We start from the raw sequence: 18,313 nt of genomic DNA, 5'->3' as shown, positions 1-18,313 counted from the left end.
ACTCCGTGACCTCTCAAGGGGTCGACTCGTCTAGCTAAAAGTCTGTGCATGGCATCATTGCGAGCTTAATCGCGGTATACAGCGCAGGTCCGAGCCGTTAACGTAAAGCAAAGCCGTTTATAGAGGAAGGACTCGTGGAACACTCGCTCTTAGTTTGGTTGTTGCCGACTCTTGCCCTGGTTGCCGGTGTCGCCATTGGATTCCTGGTTGCTCGCCTCCTGCCGAATGCCGCGCCTAACCGCACGCAGCGTCAGTTGGATGACATCCAGGAACGTTTTGACAGTTATCAGAACGAGGTTGTTACCCACTTCAACAGCACCGCGACCCTGGTCAAGAAGCTCACCCAGAGCTACCAGGAAGTACAGGATCACCTCGCCGATGGCGCCAACCGCCTGGCCCTGGACGATATTACCCGTCAGCGTCTGCTGGCCGCGCTGCATTCCGATGCCACGCAAGCCCCACGGGAGCGCCTGACCCCGCCACGGGAAAACCAGGAGCCGCCGCGGGACTACGCGCCAAAGGCGCCGAACGCCCCCGGCATGCTGGATGAGCATTACGGCTTGAAAAAGTAAGTCGTTTTCAAGCCATACAAAAAGCCCGGCTGATCCATGATCAGCCGGGCTTTTTGTTGGAACTGGATCGGCAGAACAATGGAGATCCAATGTGGGAGCGGGCTCGCTCGCGAAGGTGGAGTGTCAGTTGTTAAAGACTTGACTGACACTGCGCCTTCGCGAGCAAGCCCGCTCCCACACAAGCCCACTCACCGTAGTTCAGCGCCGTACCGGGCGCTTCTGCAGCTTGCGCTGCAAGGTCCGGCGGTGCATGCCCAGGGCACGGGCCGTGGCTGAGATATTGCCTTCGTGCTCGGTCAACACGCGCTGGATGTGCTCCCACTGCAGGCGGTCCACCGACATCGGGTTTTCCGGCACCAGGGTGTCGAGGTCGGCATGCTCGGAGAGCAAGGCGGCCAGCACATCATCGGCGTCCGCCGGCTTGCACAGGTAGTTGCAGGCACCGCGCTTGATCGCCTCGACAGCGGTGGCAATGCTCGAATACCCGGTGAGGATCAGCACGCGCATTTCCGGGTCCAGCTCCAGCAGCTTGGGCAGCAGCACAAGGCCCGAGTCACCGTCCATTTTCAGGTCCAGTGCCGCGTAGTCCGGCAGGTCGGCCTGGGCGATGGCCAGGCCTTCTTCGGCGGAACCTGCAGTGCTGACGCGAAACCCGCGACGGCTCATGGCTCGCGCCATTACGCGGGTAAAGGTGGCATCGTCATCTACCAGCAACAGGTGCGGCAGTTCTTCGCCTTCGACTTGGATCTCGTCACTCATCGATGTCTCCTCGTGCAGCACGGGGCAGGCGCAGCTCGGTGAGCGTGCCGCCTTCCTCATGGGGGTAAAGTTTCACCGAGCCGCCAGCGCGGGTCACGCTGGCCTTGCTCAAGAACAGGCCCAGGCCGAAGCCTTTGCCCTTGGTGGTAAAGAATGGCTTGCCGATCTGCTCGGCAATCGCCAGCGGCACGCCAGCGCCGTGGTCGCGAATACTGATGGTGAGGTTTTCCCAATCCCAGTCCAACTGCACTTCCAACCCTTCCGGGCAGGCGTCGGCTGCATTGTTCAACAGGTTCAGCAACGCCTGGGTCAGGTCCGGCGGTGGCGCCATACGCGGCACTGCGCCCTGCCCCAGCAGGTGGAAACGGTAACTGGCTTCGGGACGCATCAAGTGCCAGCGGTTCAGGGCTTCGTCCAGCCACTGGGTGACGTCTTGCATATCCACCGCCAGGCGCCGGTTGGCTTCAGCGGCGCGCACCAGTTGCTGCAAGGTCTGCTTGCACTGCTTGACCTGTTCCTGCAACACGCCGAGGTCGTCTTGCAAGGCCGGGTCGTGATGGTCCTGGCGCATTTCCTTGATCAGCACGCTCATGGTTGCCAGCGGCGTGCCCAGTTCATGGGCCGCACCGGCGGCCTGGGTCGCCACGGCCAGCAGTTGCTGGTCACGCAGGCCCTCTTCACGGCGGATTGCGCGCAGTTCTTCCTGGCGCCGCAGCTCTTCGGCCATGCGCGCGGCAAAAAAGGTGATCACCGCCGCCGACAGCGCGAAGCTCAGCCACATGCCGTAGATCTGCAGGTTTTCCCGGGCAATCGGGAAGGTTTCCAGGGGATAGAACTGCGCCAGCAACAAGGTGTAAAGCGCCAGGGCAATCCCCGACAGGATCACCGAATAGCGCCACGGCAAGGTCACGGCAGCGATGGTCAGCGGTACCAGGTAATAGGAAACGAAGGGGTTGGTGGAGCCACCGGAGAAATACAGCAACACGCTGTGGATAAACAGGTCGCAGGCCAGTTGCAGCGCGTACTCCAGCTCCGTCACCGGCCAGGTGGTGCGCAGACGGATGGCCGTGAACACACACAGCACCGTGGAAAAGGCCAGGGTCACCCACAGTTGCAGCCAAGGCAGCGGCAGCAGTTCAAACCAATAGGCGAGCCCCACGGAACCGGCCTGGGCGGCCAGCACCAGGGTGCGGATAAACGTCAGGCGCCAGAGGTTCTGGCGAGTGGCGGAAGTCAGTTTTACGGGGGCGAGCATGAGCTCTCCTGATGAGCGCTCCAGGCGGATCGCAGCAAGTATAAACGAAGCGACGATACAGTCTGCGAGTCTGTGGCCCTTTGACGCAGGTCATGGCTTTATGACCGTTCGTCGGCATCGTCGCCAGATGTAGAGATTTTGTAACCCGCCGAACCCGAATCCCCCGTCTACAGTCTTACCGAACACGATCACTCTCAAGGAGCTTCCATGTCACGTTTCACTCGCAGTGCCGCCCTTATTGCCCTCAGCGTTGGCAGCATTGCCAGCCTGCCCGCGCTGGCCGCCGACCAACTGCACTACAACCAGATTTCCCTGCGGGCCGAAGTCAGCCAGGAAGTGGCCCGTGACAAGATGATCGTCACCCTCTACACCGAGTCGCAAAATACTGACCCGGCCAAGCTCGCCGCCGAAGTCACAACCATCATGAACAAGGCGCTGGGCGAAGCTCGCGAAGTAAAAGCCGTGACCCTGCGCCAGGGCAGCCGCAACAGCTATCCGATCTACGACAACAAGAACCAGAAGATCACCGGCTGGCGCGAGCGCGCCGAACTGCGTCTGGAAAGCGCGGACTTCCCCGCGCTGTCCAAGCTCACCGGCGAGCTGCTCAACACCCTGAAAATGGACAATATGGACTTCGCCATCGCCGACGCCACGCGCAAGTCCAGCGAAGACGCGTTGCTCAAGGATGCGGTCGCCGCGTTCAAGGCCCGCGCCCAACTGGCCACCGATGCACTCGGCGGCAAGGGCTACAAGATCGTCAACCTGAACTTCAATACCAACGGCTACCCAATGCCGTACGCGCGAAATGGCGGGATGATGATGAAGGCGGCAGCGATGGATTCGGCGCCGACACCTGAGGTCGAGGCCGGCACCAGCCAGGTCAGCATGAGCGCCGACGGGGTGATTGAAGTCTTGCAGTAACCTTTGCAGCCTTAGAAACGGCGCAGCCTCAACGGCTGCGCTTTTTTTTGGGCAACTTTTTCGACTATCAGCACCTACACCGCCTGAATAAAATCACTACTTACATTGCCGCTATTGAAGACCATGCAGGCAATGTTTCAGTAACGACGGCAGTAAAGCTTAAGTGCCCTCCAAACTCAAACCGCCCTGTAACAAGGTTACGGTACTTCTGCGTAAACCTCTTCTTCAGCACTGTGGGGATAAGCTTAAAACCCACTCTATACGCTCAGCCCGAGTGTAACAGTGGAACTCAATGTATCCAGACAGCCACTTGATTACTGTCACCGCCACCTTAGTTAAAGGAACGTGATTCTTCGAAAATCTCTGTGCGGTACCGCTAATGCACGGTATTTAAATTCATTGCTGAGTGGCAGCACATAGATGATCGATGATTAGCCTACAACCCACTCCGTGATCGAGCCGAAAATGCGCATACAGGAACCCTCTCGACTACAATTTCCCGCCACCACTAATTCCCCATCAACAGCCAACCCCCTGGGCTCAAAAGCAGACTACCCAGAGCAAGAACCTGCGTCGAATCGCGTCTCTCGCTCAATAGCCCCCGGGGATAGATCGAGGGGCAATGTTCCGCGTAACAAGCAGTTTTATCGCGGTGGGTTTAGTGGGCATTCGCCCAATGAAGACCTTAAACCGGGTAATTACAAGGGGGTCATTTATGGCTGGAGCCTCACTCCGCCCGGGGCGAGCGCCTCCATGCAGGAACGGGAGAAACGTGTTGATGACTATGCGTATCGTGTAGAACTGAAAATCAAGAATGTGGAATCCGGTAGCGAAGGCGAAAGGAACATTAAATTCCAAGACACTCGTCAATTCATGGAGCCCGCAGGTTACTTCAGTGCTGGTTTGTTGGCAGCGGGATACGACCCGCATAAAAAAATCACGGTGACATTCAAGTCCTATGTGGGACGGGGCACTCCCGAAAACTTAAGCAACGTAGAGAAACGCACCTACTCAGCATGGGAAATTGCAGCAGGCGCACTTCAGCACGATAAAGTAGAACGAGGCGGGCCGATAAATTTTAGCTTTATGGAAATCGAGCCTGAAGACAAGCAGATGGTGAGCAACTTAGAGTCGCTGGGCAAAAAACTCCAAAACAGTTGGGAAAAAACCGTAGCCACGCCAATGCGAAACGCCTCGGGAGAATTGGCAGAAAGATCAGGCAAAGCAGACACCTATACTTTAAAGGGAACTTTAAAAAGCCTGCATAGCGATAAAAATGCATTCAAGACCTTAAGCCCTGAAGGTCAAGAAGCCATCAACCGGACACTGAATAAAAATGGGCAGGTTATCATCCCCAACATATACGGCTACCCACTGGCAGGGTATGCATTTATTCCATACACCCCCTATGATGGCAACGCTAATAACAGGCCCAACCAGGGGCTGATGGTTGATTTAAAAAATGGCACTATCAGCGAGATTCATGGTGATAAAGATTTCGCGGCCTGGGCTAAAGTCAACCGTGACAACTTAGTGCAAAGCTTTAATGCCAGAGACCGGCAAGGCGGAAAGGATGCCCATTGGCCAAGCGCAGTCGGCGTCCTCGACAACTTGATTGAAGGCGCCCCCGCCCTCTACCCCGGACGCCAGAACTTTGTGAAGGATAAGGAAGTACCGGTTTCGGAACTGTTCAATTACACCCAATCACGGGACAGTGACTATTATTTGAGGTTCGGCAACCTGAGCAATGGCATTGCTTCAGAATTTCAAAAAGAGAATGCCAAGAATGCCGTATGGTCTGACCAAACTGAAGTATTTGGATCCTCACAGCAGGGCTGGAAGAAGGCAAAGGAACTTTGGGGGAATACTTTCGGATATTTACCCGTCGTCGGCAATACGGGCAATATTGTCTTCGGAGCCCATGACAGCCTCTATGGCATGACCGCACAAGATCGCGCGGGAGGCACTAGCGCAGCGGTTATATCAGGACTGCAACTGGCACAAGAAGCTGCATTTGCCGTTGTCGGGGGGGCCGAGGTTGAGGCAGAGAAAGCAGCCATACGCTTTAACTCTTCTGCCGGCTATGATTATCAGTGGAAATATAACGCAGATACAAGCAGCTACGAATTTGAGCACCCCCCCAAGGCTAATAGCGGTACTGAGCCCTCCCCGAACCAGGTGCCCAAAGAAGGCGGTATATTAACGTCCCTCCCGTTGACCGACGCCGAAAACACCAGTATTGAAAAGCTTAAATCAATTAAAAATCTTCCAACAGGTGAAGAGCTATTTTCCACCGCCGATAGCGTCAATATACTCAGCGGAGACGCAAAGGACCTCAACCACATCAACAAAGATCTTTACACTTTTGTCGATGACTCAAAACTAGGCAAAGATTCTCGCCTGAACATTGTGGTACATGGCGGGCTCGACAAATCAACGGGAACAAGCAAAGTTTCATACAATGGAAAACTAAATACTCCACAGGAGCTACTGGACACACTACATCAACAAGGCATCCGGCCGGAAAACTTTCAAAAAGTACGCCTTCTATCTTGCTACTCCGCAAACGGTGCTGAACAGTCATTTGCCGCTGAATTCCAGAAGCTCATAAACCGCCCAGTAAAAGGTTACGAGGGAACATTAACGGCACGCCTCGCTCCAGAAGTTATTACAAAAGCCATCGGCAAAGTAGAAACCTTCTACTTAGAACACTTAAAACAGAGCAACACAAATCTGACCCCTGCGGTGAGACGAGCGGTCAGGATACAAGCCGAAGAATACGTCAACGATAATTTGGCCAAGACGTTCAACCCCACCAAGAAAAACCCACATTGGAACCCAATAAAGTGGTGGTTTTTCACTTATAAGCCCGCTCATTTCGGCGCTTAAGGACGTTCTGAAGCAGTCAGCGATTTTTGCCGCCCCCGTTGGGAGAGGCTCAAAAACGCTGGCGGGCAATTGGCGCAGAGCACCCGGCCTGCGACCAAATGGTCTTATGCCCTCAACATCAAAGACTCACCGCACGATCCGGCCAAGGCCTGGGCGCTACTAAAAGAAGCAGGAGTTGCACCAGGTATCACCCCCCCATCTATAGGCGATGACGATGGGGCGCGCCTCCACTCCCAACACGCGAATGTCAGCGCAGATGGTCCGCCAGGATTGGACCAGATTCGGGATCACCGCCAATATCGTCAGCTATGAGTGAGTGAATGCATCAAACGTGCAAAAAACGGCGAGCACGATGTGATGATTTACGCCTGGACCGGCGCACCGGATTACTGGCTCGGTGTGCTCTACAGGTGTGCCGCGATCAAGGGCCGCGATTATGCAAAATGGTGTCACCCGGAGTACGGCCAACAGGTGCAGAAGGCCAGGCTCAGCAGTGACCATGACGAACCCATCAAGTGGTATTAACAGGAGCAAAAAATACCTAACAATCAAATACCTATAACGCCAATTGTGAACTCGACGGTTTTCCAGCACCTGCGCAAGGACGTCCAGGATTGAAAAATCAGCCCGTTTGGCCTGACGCCGTTCTACGGCGTAAGTCTGAATAAGTAACAGCTACGCCCCAATCGAGTGCGCCAGACACCTCGACCGAACCGATTCGGTGCGCGTCACGCACCGAAAAACACCCTCAAAAATGCAGTTTTGTGCCGAAAATTATATGAATGCGACATTCCTGTACGTTCGTACCACTCTTTGCCGCTTGTTGCCTCTCAACGTCTTGCATTGGGTATGGGGCCTGCATAAGTATCCGCAGGCCGACTCACGAGGTCGCCCTCAATTCCAAAAATGACAACAAATCATGAGGCCAACATGCTTAAACACGCAGTCATTCCGTTTTTAGTCAGCGCCGGTTTAATGGCCGCTGCACCTTTCGCCCAGGCGGCGACTAATCTGGTGTTCTGCTCCGAAGGGAGCCCGGCCGGTTTCGACCCAGGCCAGTACACTACCGGAACAGACTTCGATGCTTCGGCCGAAACCATGTTCAACCGGCTCAGCCAGTTCGAGCGCGGCGGCACCGCCGTGATTCCTGGCCTGGCCACCAAGTGGGATGTATCCGAAGACGGCCTGACCTACACCTTCCACCTGCGCGAAGGGGTCAAGTTCCACACCACGCCGTATTTCAAGCCGACTCGTGAATTCAACGCCGACGACGTGCTCTTCACCTTCAACCGGATGATCAATAAAGACGATCCGTTCCGTAAGGCCTACCCCACCGAGTTCCCGTACTTCACGGACATGGGGATGGACACCAACATCAAGAACATCGAGAAAATCGACGACCACACCGTCAAGTTCACCCTTGGCACCGTGGACGCCGCGTTTATCCAGAACCTGGCCATGAGCTTCGCCTCGGTACAGTCGGCCGAATACGCCGCCCAACTGTTGAAGGACGGCAAGCCCCAGGACATCAACCAGAAGCCGGTCGGCACTGGTCCGTTCGTGTTCAAGAGCTACCAGAAAGACTCCAACATCCGCTTCACCGGCAACAAGGATTACTGGAAGCCTGAAGACGTGAAGATCGACAACCTGATCTTCGCCATCACCACCGACCCGTCGGTGCGTGTGCAGAAACTCAAGAAGAATGAATGCCAGGTCACCCTCTTCCCGCGTCCGGCCGACCTCAAGGCCCTGGGCGAGGACAAAACCCTGAAACTGCCGCACCAGGCCGGTTTCAACCTGGGTTATATCGCCTACAACGTCATGCCAGTGCTCAAGGGCCAGACGGCCGCCAACCCCCTGGCCGACCTGCGCGTACGCCAGGCGCTGGACATGTCGGTCAACAAGCAGCAGATCATCGACTCGGTGTACCAGGGCGCAGGCCAACTGGCGGTCAACGCCATGCCGCCGACCCAATGGTCCTATGACGACACCATCAAGGACGTCCCGCACGATGTGGCCAAGGCCAAGGAACTGCTCAAGGAGGCCGGCGTCAAGGAAGGCACCGAGATCACCTTGTGGGCCATGCCGGTCCAGCGTCCGTACAACCCCAACGCCAAGCTGATGGCCGAGATGCTGCAGAACGACTGGAAGCAGATCGGCTTGAAGGTCAACATCGTCAGCTACGAGTGGGGCGAGTACATCAAGCGTTCCAAGGGCGGCGAGAACCAGGCCATGATCATCGGCTGGAGCGGTGACAATGGTGACCCGGACAACTGGCTGAACGTGCTGTTTGGCTGCGACTCCCTGGCCGGCAACAACTTCTCCAAATGGTGTGACAAGAAATTCGACGGCATCGTGAAAGAAGCCAAGGCCACATCGGACGTCGCCAAGCGCACCGAACTGTACAAGCAGGCGCAACACGTCCTCAAAGATGCAGTGCCCATGACACCTATCGCACACTCGACGGTGTATCAACCCATGCGCAACAACGTGCAGGACTTCAAGATCAGCCCATTTGGCTTGAATTCCTTCTACGGGGTAAGCGTCAGCAAGTAGTGATCTCTAGCGGCGACGTTTCATAACGTCGCCGTTATTGCATCCGCCCAGATCCTAGGAATCGAACTACCCCCGCATGGGCTGCCGTCCTACAGCAGCTAACTGCGCAGGTTACGTCCGATACCTACAAGGTCTGTCCGGTTCTGCGCATTTACCGCCCTGCCCTCGTTCCCTAACGTCGAGGTAGGCAAACGCGCAGTTCCGATACGGCATTTGCTGTGGATGGGAGCAGTGCTTTCTCCATGCCAGGTAAGGCGTGCTGATTGTTCACTGACGAAAACGATAAACATGGATTGGGGACCGTCATGCGCCATACCACCGTTCTATCCGCGATATTGGGTACCAGCCTGTTGGCCGTCGCTTCGATGGGCCAGGCTGCCGAAAAGAAAAGCCTGGTGTTCTGCTCCGAAGGCAGCCCGGCCGGGTTCGATACTGCGCAGTACACCACCGCCACCGACAACGATGCGGCCGAGCCGATCTACAACCGCCTGGTTGAGTTCGAAAAGGGTGAAACCGGCGTCGTACCAGGGCTGGCTACCAAGTGGGATATCTCGCCAGACGGCCTGACCTACACCTTCCACTTGCGCGAAGGGGTGAAGTTCCACAGCAACAAGGAATTCAAGCCGACACGGGATTTCAACGCCGATGACGTGCTGTTCACCTTCAACCGCATGCTTGACGCCAACCACCCGTTTCGCAAGGCCTACCCCACCGAGTTTCCGTACTTCAACGGGATGAGCCTGAACAAGAACATCGCCAAGGTCGAGAAAACCGACCCGCATACCGTGGTGATGACCCTGAACACGGTCGATGCCGCGTTTATCCAGAACATCGCCATGAGCTTCGCCGCGATCCTCTCGGCCGAGTACGCCGAGCAACTGCTCAAGGCCGGCAAACCCAGCGATATCAACCAGAAGCCGATCGGCACCGGGCCGTTCGTGTTCCAGCGTTACCAGAAGGATTCGCAGATCCGTTTCGCCGGCAATAAAAACTACTGGGACCCGAGCAAGGTCAAGCTCGACCAACTGATTTTCGCCATCAACACCGACGCCTCGGTACGCGTGCAGAAGCTCAAGGCCAATGAATGCCAGGTCACCCTGCATCCACGCCCCGCCGATGTCGACGCGCTCAAGGCCGACCCGAACCTGCAACTGCTGACCAAACCCGGCTTCAACCTCGGCTACATCGCCTATAACGTGCGGCACAAACCCTTCGACCAGCTCGAAGTGCGCCAGGCCCTGGACATGGCGGTGAATAAGCAGAGCATCCTCAATGCCGTGTACCAGGGCGCGGGGCAACTGGCGGTCAACGCCATGCCGCCGACCCAGTGGTCCTATGACGACAGCATCAAGGACGCCGCCTACAACCCGGAAAAAGCCAAGGAATTGCTCAAGGCGGCCGGCGTCAAGGAAGGCACCGAGATCACCCTGTGGGCCATGCCCGTCCAGCGCCCGTACAACCCCAACGCCAAGCTGATGGCCGAGATGCTGCAAAGCGACTGGGCCAAGATTGGCCTCAAGGTCAAGATCGTCAGCTATGAGTGGGGCGAGTACATCAAGCGCACCAAAAACGGCGAGCACGATGTCAGCCTGATTGGTTGGACCGGCGACAACGGTGACCCGGACAACTGGCTGGGCACCCTCTACAGCTGCGACGCCATCGGCGGGAACAACTACTCGATGTGGTGTGACCCGGCGTACGACAAGCTGATCAAGCAAGCCAAGGTCGTCACCGACCGTGAACAACGGACTGTTCTGTACAAACAGGCGCAGCAACTGCTTAAAACACAGGTGCCGATCACGCCTGTCGCCCACTCGACGGTCAACCAACCGTTAAGCACCAAGGTCGAAGGTTTCAAAGTCAGCCCCTTCGGCCGCAACGTGTTCTCGGGCGTCAGTATCACCCCATAAGAAAATAACCGGATGCGCAGAGCGAAGTGGGCTCTGCCGCAAACGTGCAGCTGTAATTCGCGAAATGTCCTACAGCAAACGTTTGCAAGTGCTTGAAGAGTTACACACCCAATAGCCGGCTCATCTAAAAAGGCCGGCATAAAAAAAAGAGAACCAAAGGAGCTCCACCCATGAAACTAAGCAGCAAAGTGCTACTGGCCATGGCCATCAGCAGCATCACCGCGACCGCTTACGCCGAACCTGCAAGCCAGGAATTCGTGCCGACCACACTGGCCGGCGCCAGCGCCCAAAGCGAAGCCAAGGGCTTTATCGAAGACTTCAGCCTCGGCGGCAGTACGCGCAACTGGTACTCCCACGAAAGCCTCTACCGGGGGGGCAGCTTCAAATACAAAGAGCACGGTGTCGTAAAGACCGACCGCAACCGTACCAACTGGGTTCAGGGCACCATCCTCAACGCAAGCTCGGGTTTCACCCAGGGCACTGTTGGTGTCAAGACCGAAGTAGCGGTGTACAACGCTCTGGTTCTGGACCGCAGCAAACGCGATATCAAGGGCGGCTCTAACCGCACCTTGGCTGACTCTGACGGCAATGCCGTAGACCAGTGGAGCAAACTGGGCCTGGCCAACGTCCAGTTCCGTGTTTCCAACACCACCCTGACTGCCGGTCGCCAGAACTTCAGCAGCCCTATCGTCGACACTATCGGCAACCGTGCCCTACCTTCGAGCTTCGAGGGTGTGAGTTTCAACAGCGAAGAATTCAACAACCTGTCGTTCCAGGGCGGTGTGTTTGATCGTGTTTCGCCACGTACCGAGCAGAGCCTGTCGAAGTTCCGTACCGAATACACATCCGATGCCAGCGTGGAGACCGACAAGGTCTACACCCTGGGCGCCAACTATCAGCCGTTCAAAAGCCTGAAGACCAGCTTCTTCGGTGCCAACGTGAAGGACTTCTGGAACCAGTACTACTTCGGTGCAACCCACGAACTGGGTGACAGCCAGCAACTGGCCCTGACCACTGGCTTCAACTACTACAAGACCGTCGACGAAGGCAAAAAGCTGATGGGGGATATCGACAACGATACCTTCTCCCTGTCCCTGGGCCTGGCGCACCAAGCCCACAGCCTGACCTTCTCCTACCAGGCGGTGAACGGTAACGAGTACTTCGACTACCTGCACGAAACCAACGGCATCTACCTGGCCAACTCCTTGACTTCGGACTTCAACGGCCCGAACGAGAAATCCTTCCAGGTCGCCTACGGCATTAACATGGCCGAATACGGCGTGCCGGGCCTGAAGTTCAACATCTACTCGGCTCGCGGCTGGGGCATTGACGGTACCCACTACACCGGCAACCGTGGGGTAGTCGGCAAGGGCTACGACGGTATCCAGAAGCAAGACGGCGAGAAACACCAGGAATACGGTGTAGGCGCCGGTTATGCGATCCAGAGCGGCCCGCTCAAGGCCACTGCTATCCGTGCGACCTACGTCGAACACCGTGGCAGCGAGTTCCAATCTGACGGCAGCGTCAAGGAATTCCGTCTGGTCACCACCATCCCATTCAACATCCTTTAATTAGCGCCAGGTAAACGGCAGGCTCAGGACGAGCCTGCCGTCTACATTTGTGTGGTTGAATCGTTTGCAGAGGGCTCTTCAATGAAAATGCTCCCGTTACAAGCCGCCATGACCGCTGCACTGCTGAGTGTGGCCCTGGGCATTTCGGCCAAGCCGCTGGTGGTCTGCACCGAAGCCAGTCCGGAAGGCTTCGACCCGGTCCTGTACACCACGGCCGTCACCGCCGATGCTGCGGCCGAAACCATGTTCAACCGCCTGGTGGACTTCAAGCCCGGCACTACTGAAATCGTGCCTGCACTCGCCAAATCGTGGGACATCAGTGAAGACGGTCTGACCTATACCTTCCACCTGCGTGATGACGTCAAGTTCCACACCACCGACTACTTCAAGCCCACGCGCAACCTGAATGCCGACGACGTGCTCTGGAGCTTCCAGCGTCAACTGGACCCGAAACATCCGTGGCACAACAAGTCCACCACCGGTTTCCCCTATTTCGAAAGCATGGGTTTCAAGGAACTGCTCAAAAGCGTCGAGAAGACCGATGACCACACCGTGGTCTTCACCCTGACCCGCCCCGAAGCCCCGTTCCTGGCCGATGTCGCGATGCCCTTCACCGCCATCCACTCCGCCGAATACGCCGACAAACTGCTGGCCGCCAACAAGACCGGCGAGCTCAACAGCAAGCCGATCGGCACCGGCCCGTTTATTTTTACCCGCTACCAGAAAGATGCCCAGGTGCGCTTCAAGGCCAACCCGGAATACTTCCGTGGCAAGCCGCCCGCCGACCCGCTGATCCTGGCCATCGCGGTGGATAACAACGTGCGCCTGCAAAAGCTCAAGGCCAATGAGTGCCAGATCGCGCTGTATCCAAAGCCTGACGACCTGCCGAGTATCAAGGCCGATCCCAACCTGAAGGTCGCGGAACTGGCGGCGATGACCACCGCCTACACCGCCATGAACACCACCCACAAGTACATGAGCGACGCGCGGGTGCGCCACGCGATCAACATCGCGTTCGACAAACAGGGCTATAACGAATCCCTGTACGGCAAAGGCAATGCCATCGACGCCACCGGCCCGTACCCGCCGACCCTGCTGGGCTTCAACGACCAGCTGAAAAACCCGCCCCGCGACCTGGACAAGGCCCGTGCCCTGCTCAAGGAAGCCGGCGTGCCGGAAGGCACCGAATTCACCCTGTTCACCCGCAACGGCGGCGGCCCGACCAACCCCAACCCGATGCTCGGCGCCCAGCGCATGCAGGCGGATCTGGCGAAGATTGGCCTGAAGGTCAATATCAGGGTCATGGAGTGGGGCGAAATGCTCAAGCGCGCCAAAGCCGGCGAACACGACATGGTCTCGGCCGGCTGGGCCGGAGACAACGGCGACCCAGACAACTTCCTCACCCCCAACCTGAGTTGCGATGCCGCTAAAAACGGCGAAAACTACGCCCGCTGGTGTAACCAAGAGTTTCAGGGCTTGATCGACAAGGCCCGCGCCGTGGCTGAACCCGCCGAACGCGCCGCACTCTATGAACAAGCGCTGGCCGTTTTCGACAAGGACCAACCATGGATCCCCATGGCCTACCCGAAAATGTTCACCGCCATGCGCAAGAACGTCGAGGGTTATACCCAAAGCCCCCTGACCAACAATAACTTCGCCACCACCCAGGTGAAGTAATAAGAGACGCCCGGTTCCGTCGACGTTGACGGAGCCGGACCTGCCTAACCGGCTGATTGAGGTAGACAACACGATGTTTAGTTTTATTGCCCGCCGATTGGGGTTATTGATCCCCACGTTCTTCGGCATCACGTTGCTGACTTTTGCGTTGATTCGCATGATCCCTGGCGACCCCGTAGAAGTCATGATGGGCGAAAGGCGGGTTGACCCCGAGATGCACGCCCAGGCAATGGAACGCCTTGGCTTGAACAAACCCTTGTATGCGCAATACCTGGACTACGTCGGCAAGCTCGCCCAGGGCGACCTCGGCGAATCCCTGCGCACCCGCACCAGCGTCTGGAGCGAGTTCACCGCCCTGTTCCCCGCGACCCTGGAACTGTCCATGGCCGCCCTGTTGTTCGCCGGCATCCTCGGGCTATTGGCCGGGGTGATCGCGGCACTCAAGCGAGGATCCCTGTTCGACCATGGGGTGATGGGCATCTCCCTGGCGGGATATTCGATGCCGATCTTCTGGTGGGGCCTGATCCTGATCATGTTCTTCTCGGTGAGCCTGGGCTGGACCCCGGTTTCCGGGCGTATCGACCTGCTCTACGACATCGAGCCGCGCACCGGTTTCATGCTGATCGACACCCTGCTGGCCGACGAGCCGGACGCATTCTGGGATGCCCTGCACCACCTGATCCTGCCGGCCATCGTACTGGGCACCATCCCGCTGGCAGTGATTGCGCGGATGACCCGTTCCTCGATGCTTGAAGTGCTGCGCGAAGACTACATCCGTACCGCCAAGGCCAAGGGCCTGTCGCCGGCGCGCGTGGTGTTCGTGCACGGCCTGCGTAACGCGCTGATCCCGGTGCTGACAGTGGTGGGCCTGCAAGTCGGCACACTGCTGGCCGGTGCGGTTTTGACCGAAACCATCTTCTCCTGGCCCGGCATCGGCAAATGGCTGATCGAAGCCATTGGCGCGCGGGACTACCCGGTGGTGCAAAACGGCATCCTGCTGATCGCCTGTCTGGTGATCCTGGTGAACTTCGTGGTGGATATCCTCTACGGCTTCGCCAACCCACGCATCCGTCACCAGCGCTGAGATCATGACCATGACCACACCTACTCAAGTGTCAGCAGTCGATCAAAGCCTGCTGTACCCGTCGCCGTACAAAGAATTCTGGCAAGCCTTCTCCAAGAACAAGGGCGCGGTTGCCGGCCTGCTGTTTATGTTGCTGATCGTGTTCTGCGCGATCTTCGCCCCCTGGGTGGCGCCCCATAACCCGAGCGAGCAATACCGCGACTTCCTGCTGACCCCGCCGTCGTGGCTGGAAGGCGGGCAGATCCAGTTTTTGCTGGGCACCGACGAACTGGGCCGCGACCTGCTGTCGCGCCTGATCCAGGGCTCACGCCTATCGTTGCTGATCGGTTTGTCGTCGGTGGTGATGTCGCTGATCCCGGGGATCCTGCTGGGCCTGTTCGCCGGGTTCTTCCCGCGCTTGCTCGGCCCGACCATCATGCGTTTGATGGACATCATGCTGGCCCTGCCGTCGCTGCTGCTGGCCGTGGCGATTGTCGCCATCCTCGGCCCTGGCTTGATCAACACCGTGATCGCGATTGCCATTGTGTCGCTGCCGTCCTATGTGCGCCTGACCCGCGCGGCGGTGATGGGCGAGCTCAACCGTGACTACGTGACCGCCGCGCGCCTGGCCGGTGCCGGCCTGCCGCGTCTGATGTTCGTGACCGTGCTGCCTAACTGCATGGCGCCGTTGATCGTGCAGGCCACCTTGAGCTTTTCCTCGGCGATTCTCGATGCCGCCGCCCTGGGCTTCCTCGGCCTTGGCGTGCAACCGCCGACGCCTGAGTGGGGCACCATGCTGGCTTCGGCCCGTGACTACATCGAACGTGCCTGGTGGGTCGTGAGCCTGCCTGGTTTGACCATTTTGCTCAGCGTGCTGGCAATCAACCTGATGGGCGACGGCCTGCGCGATGCGCTGGACCCGAAACTCAAGAATGCCGCGTGAGGAGATTCCCATGTCACTGCTAGAAATCAAGAATCTCAATGTGCGCTTCGGCGACAAAACCGCTGTGCCGGTGGTCGATGGCCTCGACCTGTCCGTGGACAAAGGCGAAGTGTTGGCCATCGTTGGCGAGTCGGGTTCGGGTAAGTCCGTGACCATGATGGCGCTGATGGGCCTGATCGAGCATCCGGGCATCGTCACCGCCGACTCGCTGACCTTCGACGGCAAGGACATGCTCAAGCTGAGCAACCGCCAGCGCCGGCAGATCGTCGGCAAAGACCTGGCGATGGTGTTCCAGGACCCGATGACCGCGCTGAACCCCAGCTACACCGTGGGTTTCCAGATTGAAGAAGTGCTGCGCCTGCACCTGAAAATGTCCGGCAAGCAAGCGCGCAAGCGTGCCATTGAACTGCTGGAAAAGGTCGAGATCCCTGGCGCCTCCAGCCGCATGGATGCCTACCCGCACCAACTGTCCGGCGGCATGAGCCAGCGTGTGGCAATTGCCATGGCGATTGCCGGCGAACCAAAACTGCTGATCGCCGACGAACCCACCACCGCCCTGGACGTGACCATCCAGGCGCAGATCATGGAGCTGCTGCTGGCTCTGCAAAAAGAACAGAACATGGGCCTGGTGCTGATCACCCACGACCTCGCAGTCGTCGCGGAAACTGCCCAGCGCGTGTGCGTGATGTACGCCGGCCAAGCGGTGGAAGTCGGCCAGGTGCCCGGCCTGTTCGATGTACCGGCGCACCCATACAGCGAAGCGTTGCTGGCGGCGATCCCGGAACACAGCATGGGGGCCGCCCGTCTGTCGACCTTGCCGGGCATCGTCCCCGGTCGGTATGACCGCCCGCAGGGCTGCCTGTTGTCGCCACGCTGCCCGTATGTGCAGGACAGCTGCCGCCAGACCCGTCCGACCCTGGACCCGCAAGCCCACAGCCTTGTGCGCTGCTTCTACCCCTTGAACCAGGAGGTGGCGTAATGGCCGTCGTTCTTACCGCCCGCGACCTGACCCGTCATTACGAAGTGTCCCGTGGCCTGTTCAAGGGCCACGCCACCGTGCGCGCCCTCAATGGCGTGTCGTTCGAGCTGGAAGCCGGCAAGACCCTCGCCGTCGTGGGTGAGTCGGGGTGTGGCAAATCCACCCTGGCCCGCGCGCTGACGCTGATTGAAGAGCCGTCGTCCGGCTCGCTGAAAATCGCCGGCCAGGAAGTCGCCGGCGCCGACAAGGCCCAGCGCAAACAACTGCGCAAAGACGTGCAGATGGTGTTCCAGAGCCCCTATGCCTCGTTGAATCCGCGGCAGAAAGTCGGTGATCAACTGGGCGAGCCGCTGTTGATCAACACCAACCTGTCCGCCGCCGAACGCCGCGAAAAAGTGCAGGCGATGATGAAGCAAGTGGGCCTGCGCCCTGAGCATTATCAGCGTTACCCGCACATGTTCTCCGGTGGCCAGCGCCAGCGCATTGCCCTGGCCCGCGCCATGATGCTGCAACCCAAGGTGCTGGTGGCGGATGAACCGACCTCGGCCCTCGACGTGTCGATCCAGGCCCAGGTGCTCAACCTGTTTATGGACCTGCAGCAGCAGTACAACACGGCCTACGTGTTCATTTCCCACAACCTGGCGGTGGTGCAACACGTTGCCGACCACGTGATGGTGATGTACCTCGGTCGCCCGGTGGAAATGGGCGCGAAGAACGACATCTACGAGCGCCCGCTGCACCCTTACACCCAGGCGCTGCTGTCGGCCACCCCGACCATTCACCCAGACCCGAACAAGCCGAAGATCAAGATCGTCGGCGAGCTGCCCAACCCACTTAACCCGCCCTCCGGCTGCGCGTTCCATAAGCGCTGCCCGTATGCCACCGAGCGCTGCAGCAGTGAAGAGCCGCTGCTGCGTGAACTGGACAACCGCCAAGTGGCTTGCCATCACGCGGAGCAGTTCGTGGCCTAACCCCCTGTAGGGGTGGGCTTGTGTGGGAGCGGGCTTGCCCGCGATAGCATCAGCGCGGTTTAACTGACAGTGCGAAGCCCTATCCCACACAAGCCCTCTCCCACAGGGCGATACAGCGTTGTACAGCCTCTCCCGCCAGATTGCGCATCAGTCTGGCGGGAGGGGCTTTTTTGTTTTTAGCAAAGTGTAAAAGTTGTAAATGACATTTACTTGTATTTGATAATGACTAGCATTCCGGCGTACAGAG

13 protein-coding genes and 1 pseudogene are annotated in these 18,313 nt (G+C 58.1%); 12 read left to right on the top strand and 2 right to left on the bottom strand.

The genetic code is table 11. The features are described from left to right. The first annotated feature begins 134 nt into the window (after positions 1 to 134). Positions 135 to 572, top strand: coding sequence for a YhcB family protein (locus JFT44_RS01330; RefSeq protein WP_120734150.1), 438 nt, complete (start codon positions 135 to 137; stop codon positions 570 to 572). Between the two features lie 198 nt (positions 573 to 770). On the opposite strand, the gene JFT44_RS01325 is transcribed toward JFT44_RS01330, so the two are convergent. Both JFT44_RS01325 and JFT44_RS01320 read right to left on the bottom strand, forming a co-directional pair. Beyond that, positions 771 to 1,331 carry a response regulator transcription factor gene (locus JFT44_RS01325; protein WP_057958431.1) on the bottom strand — a complete coding sequence of 187 codons (561 nt, stop codon included), beginning with the start codon at positions 1,329 to 1,331 and terminating at the stop codon, positions 771 to 773. After that, on the bottom strand, positions 1,324 to 2,586 hold the full coding sequence (locus JFT44_RS01320) for an ATP-binding protein (protein ID WP_057958430.1): 1,263 nt from the start codon (positions 2,584 to 2,586) through the stop codon (positions 1,324 to 1,326). The genes JFT44_RS01325 and JFT44_RS01320 overlap by 8 nt, the downstream gene beginning before the upstream one ends. A 207-nt stretch (positions 2,587 to 2,793) precedes the next feature. On the opposite strand from JFT44_RS01320, the gene JFT44_RS01315 reads away from it, so the two are divergent. From JFT44_RS01315 to JFT44_RS01265, 11 genes and pseudogenes are all read left to right on the top strand, one after another. Beyond that, complete coding sequence (locus JFT44_RS01315; protein ID WP_057958429.1) at positions 2,794 to 3,507, top strand: SIMPL domain-containing protein; 714 nt, start codon at positions 2,794 to 2,796, stop codon at positions 3,505 to 3,507. A gap of 465 nt (positions 3,508 to 3,972) precedes the next feature. Beyond that, positions 3,973 to 6,396, top strand: coding sequence for a hypothetical protein (locus JFT44_RS01310; protein WP_233093234.1), 2,424 nt, complete (start codon positions 3,973 to 3,975; stop codon positions 6,394 to 6,396). 57 nt (positions 6,397 to 6,453) lie between these two features. Then, positions 6,454 to 7,014, top strand: a pseudogene (locus tag JFT44_RS28550) (ABC transporter substrate-binding protein); the annotation flags it as partial. Positions 7,015 to 7,326: 312 nt separating this feature from the next. Continuing rightward, entirely contained in the window at positions 7,327 to 8,952 is a 1,626-nt protein-coding gene (locus tag JFT44_RS01300) for an ABC transporter substrate-binding protein (RefSeq protein WP_057438055.1), read from the top strand. Between the two features lie 365 nt (positions 8,953 to 9,317). Further along, the gene (locus JFT44_RS01295) at positions 9,318 to 10,862 is read left to right on the top strand and encodes an ABC transporter substrate-binding protein (protein ID WP_370694608.1); all 1,545 of its coding nucleotides are present in this window, start codon (positions 9,318 to 9,320) and stop codon (positions 10,860 to 10,862) included. 170 nt (positions 10,863 to 11,032) lie between these two features. Further along, complete coding sequence (locus JFT44_RS01290; RefSeq protein ID WP_057958426.1) at positions 11,033 to 12,433, top strand: OprD family outer membrane porin; 1,401 nt, start codon at positions 11,033 to 11,035, stop codon at positions 12,431 to 12,433. A gap of 81 nt (positions 12,434 to 12,514) precedes the next feature. Next, positions 12,515 to 14,110, top strand: a complete 1,596-nt coding sequence (locus JFT44_RS01285) for an ABC transporter substrate-binding protein (protein WP_057958425.1) — start codon at positions 12,515 to 12,517, stop codon at positions 14,108 to 14,110. A 73-nt stretch (positions 14,111 to 14,183) separates the two neighbouring features. Then, the gene (locus tag JFT44_RS01280) at positions 14,184 to 15,194 is read left to right on the top strand and encodes an ABC transporter permease subunit (RefSeq protein WP_057958424.1); all 1,011 of its coding nucleotides are present in this window, start codon (positions 14,184 to 14,186) and stop codon (positions 15,192 to 15,194) included. Between the two features lie 10 nt (positions 15,195 to 15,204). Further along, positions 15,205 to 16,116 (top strand): ABC transporter permease subunit, encoded by a 912-nt coding sequence (locus JFT44_RS01275; RefSeq protein WP_029291943.1) that lies wholly within the window; start codon positions 15,205 to 15,207, stop codon positions 16,114 to 16,116. Positions 16,117 to 16,126: 10 nt separating this feature from the next. Continuing rightward, a complete protein-coding gene (locus tag JFT44_RS01270) occupies positions 16,127 to 17,095 on the top strand; it encodes an ABC transporter ATP-binding protein (RefSeq protein WP_057438051.1) in 969 nt (322 codons plus the stop codon). Then, positions 17,095 to 18,066, top strand: a complete 972-nt coding sequence (locus JFT44_RS01265; RefSeq protein WP_057958423.1) for a peptide ABC transporter ATP-binding protein — start codon at positions 17,095 to 17,097, stop codon at positions 18,064 to 18,066. The genes JFT44_RS01270 and JFT44_RS01265 overlap by 1 nt, the downstream gene beginning before the upstream one ends. Positions 18,067 to 18,313: the final 247 nt, after the last annotated feature.

The organism is Pseudomonas sp. MF5691 (assembly GCF_016405645.1).
Classification (GTDB): Bacteria; Pseudomonadota; Gammaproteobacteria; order Pseudomonadales; family Pseudomonadaceae; genus Aquipseudomonas; species Aquipseudomonas shahriarae.
Note: the sequence above shows the minus strand (reverse complement) of the source record. Positions and strands in the feature narration are given on the sequence as shown.

Excerpts from the sequence above, each read along its gene's own strand:
- JFT44_RS01325 (WP_057958431.1), bottom strand. The coding sequence starts at position 1,331 with ATGAGTGACGAGATCCAAGTCGAAGGCGAAGAACTGCCGCACCTGTTG.
- JFT44_RS01320 (WP_057958430.1), bottom strand. The coding sequence starts at position 2,586 with ATGCTCGCCCCCGTAAAACTGACTTCCGCCACTCGCCAGAACCTCTGG.
- JFT44_RS01315 (WP_057958429.1), top strand. The coding sequence starts at position 2,794 with ATGTCACGTTTCACTCGCAGTGCCGCCCTTATTGCCCTCAGCGTTGGC.
- JFT44_RS01310 (WP_233093234.1), top strand. The coding sequence starts at position 3,973 with ATGCGCATACAGGAACCCTCTCGACTACAATTTCCCGCCACCACTAAT.
- JFT44_RS01300 (WP_057438055.1), top strand. The coding sequence starts at position 7,327 with ATGCTTAAACACGCAGTCATTCCGTTTTTAGTCAGCGCCGGTTTAATG.
- JFT44_RS01295 (WP_370694608.1), top strand. The coding sequence starts at position 9,318 with ATGGGCCAGGCTGCCGAAAAGAAAAGCCTGGTGTTCTGCTCCGAAGGC.
- JFT44_RS01290 (WP_057958426.1), top strand. The coding sequence starts at position 11,033 with ATGAAACTAAGCAGCAAAGTGCTACTGGCCATGGCCATCAGCAGCATC.
- JFT44_RS01285 (WP_057958425.1), top strand. The coding sequence starts at position 12,515 with ATGAAAATGCTCCCGTTACAAGCCGCCATGACCGCTGCACTGCTGAGT.
- JFT44_RS01280 (WP_057958424.1), top strand. The coding sequence starts at position 14,184 with ATGTTTAGTTTTATTGCCCGCCGATTGGGGTTATTGATCCCCACGTTC.
- JFT44_RS01275 (WP_029291943.1), top strand. The coding sequence starts at position 15,205 with ATGACCACACCTACTCAAGTGTCAGCAGTCGATCAAAGCCTGCTGTAC.
- JFT44_RS01270 (WP_057438051.1), top strand. The coding sequence starts at position 16,127 with ATGTCACTGCTAGAAATCAAGAATCTCAATGTGCGCTTCGGCGACAAA.
- JFT44_RS01265 (WP_057958423.1), top strand. The coding sequence starts at position 17,095 with ATGGCCGTCGTTCTTACCGCCCGCGACCTGACCCGTCATTACGAAGTG.